This window comes from Mesorhizobium sp. A623, assembly GCF_054489405.1.
This window is the reverse complement of record NZ_JBTMXB010000096.1, coordinates 1-2,322: the sequence shown is the minus strand read 5'-3', so window position 1 is coordinate 2,322 and position 2,322 is coordinate 1. Positions and strand designations below refer to the sequence as shown.

1 protein-coding gene is annotated in these 2,322 nt (G+C 56.8%); it reads right to left on the bottom strand.

All coding sequences use genetic code 11. The annotated features are described in order from the left end of the window. On the bottom strand, positions 1-1,910 hold a 1,910-nt coding region (locus ACX3P1_RS27940; RefSeq protein ID WP_459083029.1), incomplete at its 3' end, for an acyltransferase family protein. Positions 1,911-2,322 lie beyond the last annotated feature (412 nt).

The following is a 2,322-nucleotide window of genomic DNA, read 5'->3' as shown; positions in this document are numbered from 1 at the left end:
TTGGACCCGGCAACCGACAGGTGATCATCGTCTAGGTAGAAAATGCTTTTTGCATCAGCAACGGAGCATCGGCCTGGCAAATCTACGGAACAGAAGAGTTTCTCGGGGTAAATCCGAACTAGGTTGCTGCTATCTGGGATGCTGTCATACAGAGCGATGATACCCCCATCGCGCTCGCGATACCGTTTCTCGGACGTCGTAATTGGTTTCCCGCCTCGCGCGTATATCTTCACCAGCGTGACCGGCACGTCCCATCCAGCTTCCGGCACCGGGTAGACAAGGACTACACGTTTCCCCGCATCAAGAAGTTCAACGATGCCTTCTCGAATTCTTCTCCTGAACTCCGCCCGCTGATCCGGTGTTCGGCCATTGAATTCAGGAGTGGATAGCTCAACTCCACCCTCGCCGTTATCGAACATTGTGTTGGTCACGCGCAAAACAGCACGCGATAACAGAACGACGGTCTTGATATTGGCTGCAAATATAACGGCCTGCTGCTGATCCAAAACGCTATCCAGGCCACCGTAAAAATCAGGATACCGAGACACATAAACACTGCCGTCTGCGATAACTTCCGCAGCTTTCCCCTTGCCTTTCAGCGCCCGGTCGAAACTCTTTGCAAGCATGGCGGCGTGACTGTCGCCCACGATTGCAATGGACGGTTCAACTGAGTCCCCGACCTTGCAATTTTTCTTCAGGCAATCCTCCCCCTTCTCGTTCCAATATCCTCGCTCGACAAAGGAAAGATGCCGAAACTCTGGTGGCATGCGACCGCCCCATCCCTGAGCCTCCAAGGCCATGCCTGACCAAACCAGAACGGCAGCGGTTGCACCGGCTGATGATAGCCAGATGGTCGGTTTGCTGATTGTGCCGGGGTCGCGGAAAGGTTTCTCGATATAGAGCCAAGACAGATGCGCTAACGGGATCGAGAGGGCTGCCAGAACCACCCTTTGCCACAGCAGCAGGTCGTTGATCGAAAAGAGGCGCGCAAAGCTGAAAATCGGCTGATGCCACAGGTAGAGAGAGTACGAAATCAGACCGATGCCCACGACGGGGCGAAGCGTGAGTAACCGAGTCACCGGCCCGCCGGTCCCGGCAAACCATATGAGCATCATGGTGCCGGCGATTACCGGAAGCGTGACAAGCCCGGGGTGCGCCATCGAGCCGTCCACAAAGATGACCGATCCGATGATCAGCGCCAGGCCGACGGCGGAAGCGACCAGCGGCAAAAGCCCGTTGACGGGCCGATGCCGTTTGCTTTCCAGGAATGCCAACAAAGAGCCGCCCAGCAGCTCCCAACCACGCGAGGGAAGCAGATAGAAATTAGCGGCAGGCCGGGTCGCACCCAACCACAGGGCGATTATAAGCGAAGCAGCCGCCATCACGATCAAAGCCGCCCCCATGTACCGCCCTCGCGATACCTTCAGTAAACTCCAGATCACAAGCGGCAGCACGAGGTAGAACTGTTCTTCAACCGCCAAGCTCCAGGTGTGGGCCAGTGGCTTTAGCTCGATCGCCTCCAAAAAATATCCGGTGTCTAACCAAAAGAAGATGTTAGACCCGAAAAGGGCGGAGGCTCCGGCGCTCGCACCGAAATTCTGCATTTGCGCGGGCGACATCAGCCACCAGGCGAACGGGATTGTCACGGCGATCACAGCGAACAACGCCGGCAGTATTCGCCGCGCCCTCCGCTCGTAGAAGCGTATCAGCGACCAACTCCCGTCGCGGCATTCCGAGAGTACGATTCCCGTGATCAGATAGCCGGAAATCACGAAGAACACGTCGACGCCGAGGAACCCACCCGGCAGGATTTGAGCACCAAATGCTTTGAACCCGGTGTGGTAGATCAATACCGAAAGCACCGCGATGCATCGCAGCCCATCAATCTCCCCGCGGTATTTGCCCCTCAAGTTACTCAGCCCCCGACCATTCAGCCTCACCCTTGGATAATCTCGGGCGCTAGATCAAGATATATATGGTTATGGACGCACGGCACCTAGCGGTGTCACGAACCACTTTGTAGGCCCTCTTACGGCAATCACGCCGGCATATGAGCCGGATGCCGTTCCGAGAGGCACCTGGACGGACCCCAGAGAAAAATCAGAAGTCACCCCGGGGGCGATTGAAATCGAAGATGCAGAGGTGTTGTAGATGAAAAGGATAGTGCCGGGAGAGGCCGGCGTACCCGAAAAACGTCCACCGATTTCGCTCGGAAGAGTTATGCCGGTACGGGCGGCGGTTTGATTGAGGTGGACCCGCCTGCTGAGACAGTTTGGCGGGCGGCTTGGCTAAGGTGGATCGGGTTGTTTCTACGCCGCCAAC